Source organism: 'Chrysanthemum coronarium' phytoplasma (assembly GCF_000744065.1).
GTDB lineage: Bacteria > Bacillota_I > Bacilli_A > Acholeplasmatales > Acholeplasmataceae > Phytoplasma > Phytoplasma asteris.
Map to the genome: position 1 here is coordinate 1 of NZ_BBIY01000084.1, position 2,009 is coordinate 2,009.

1 protein-coding gene, 2 tRNA genes and 1 pseudogene are annotated in these 2,009 nt (G+C 31.2%); all 4 read left to right on the forward strand.

Annotated features, from left to right (window positions below; translation table 11 throughout):
• Positions 1-116: 116 nt before the first annotated feature.
• Positions 117-332: pseudogene (locus tag OYV_RS05400) on the forward strand (M24 family metallopeptidase); the annotation flags it as partial.
• A 35-nt stretch (positions 333-367) separates the two neighbouring features.
• Positions 368-441, forward strand: a tRNA-Cys gene (locus OYV_RS03620).
• A gap of 153 nt (positions 442-594) precedes the next feature.
• Positions 595-686 (forward strand) — tRNA-Ser (locus tag OYV_RS03625).
• A gap of 381 nt (positions 687-1,067) precedes the next feature.
• Positions 1,068-2,009, forward strand: a 942-nt coding sequence (locus tag OYV_RS03630; protein WP_042068340.1) for an aminoacyl--tRNA ligase-related protein, incomplete at its 3' end; no start/stop codon positions are given.

Genomic DNA, 2,009 nt, shown 5'->3' on the forward strand with positions numbered 1-2,009 from the left:
AATTAAACCAATATGGCAAAGATATTTTATTGCAAGGATTAAAAGAAATGTCTTTACTTAAAGAAGGCGAAACAATCCATCAATATTGCTATCACGGATTATGACATCACTTAGGATTAGATATTCATGATGTTTGCAATTATACAGGTGTTATTGGAACAAACAGCGTAATTACTGTCGAACCAGGTCTATATTTAAAAGATTTAGGGATTGGAGTAAGAATTGAAGACAACCTTTTAATCACTCAAGAAGGGGCTGTTAATTTATCCAAACACATCTCTAAAGAAGTCAAAGACATTGAAGCTTTAATGAAACCATTTATCACTCATTAATTTAATTATAACAAACTCGCATTAAAGCGATGTTTGGCCCTGTAGCCAAGTGGTAAGGCATGGCTCTGCAAAAGCTTGATCAACGGTTCAAATCCGTTCAGGGCCTCCATTTATTTTATTTTTTTAATCCACTTTTGGGATATTTTTTTAACACATCTCAATTACTATTTTTTTCATCCCCTCTTTTTTTATTTTATTTTTTATATTTGCTTACATTCACCTATTTATTTTTTTATTTTGCAAATCTATACAATATAATTTAGGAGTAGTACTCAAGTGGCTATAAGAGGCGTCCCTGCTAAGGACGTAGTCCGAGAAATCGGTGCAAGGGTTCGAATCCCTTCTGCTCCGCCATTTTGAATTTATTTTTTTGTCCTTTATTTTTTAATAAATATCTGGTATTTTTTAATCAATAAAAAAACTTTTATTCCCCCCTTTTTTTTATTATGGATTACCAAATTATCATCTCAACTGCAATTATTTCTTGTCATTTCCAAACTATAACAACATTATTATAAATCGAAATAAAAGAATTGTTAGATTCTTTAAAAAATAAATATTTTCAAAAGACCTTCATTTACAAGTCATCATTATGCTTTTAAATATTTATTTTTTATTATTTTTTCATGTTATAATATTTTTGCTTATAGTTTGTTCTTTCCCTGAAACCAACACAAATAACACATTAATTAAAATATTTATAATATATTATAACTAAACAAAGGCAATGCAAAAATGAAAACAATGAAACGAGTTAAAACAGTTACTGCTCGCTCATCTGATTTTGGAAAATGGTATACAGATGTTTGTCTTAAAGCTGAATTAATAGCTTATTCTGAGGCAAAAGGTTTTATTATCTATCTTCCTTATGGTTATGCTTTGTGGGAAAATATTCAAAAACATCTTAATTGTACTTTACAAAAAACAGGTCATCAAAATGTTTATTTTCCGTTAGTTTTTCCAGAAAAACTATTTCACAAAGAAAAAAATCATATTCAAGGATTTTCTCCAGAAGCAGCAATGATAACAACTACAGGCAAAAAAAACTTATCCGAAAAACTAGTGATTCGCCCTACTTCAGAAATTTTATTTTCGCAATATTATTCTAAAACAATCACTTCTTATCGTGATTTACCTAAGTTATATAATCAATGGTGCAATGTGGTTCGCTGGGAAAAAACGACTAAACCTTTTTTAAGAGGTAAAGAGTTTTTGTGGCAAGAAGGACACACTGTGCATGCTACCGAACAAGAAGCGATGCAGCAAACTTTATCCATCCTTGATATTTATCAAAAGTTAGGCAAAAACCTTTTAGCCCTTCCTTTTGTATGTGGCAAAAAAACCGAAACAGAAAAATTTGCTGGAGCCCTCATCACTTATTCTATCGAAGCGTTAATGCATGACGGACAAGCTCTTCAAGCAGGAACTTCTCATTACTTAGGTACTAATTTTGCTAAATCGTTTCAAATCCAATTTCAAGATTGCGACCATCAAAAAAAATATGTTCATCAAACATCTTGGGGCGTTTCTACACGTTTAATTGGAGCTTTAATTATGGTTCACAGCGATGATGAAGGACTAGTTTTACCGCCTTATGTTTCTCCTATGCAAATTGTAATCATTCCTTTGCAACCTCAAGATGATGCAGTAAAACAAACATCCGAAAACCTCTTTTCC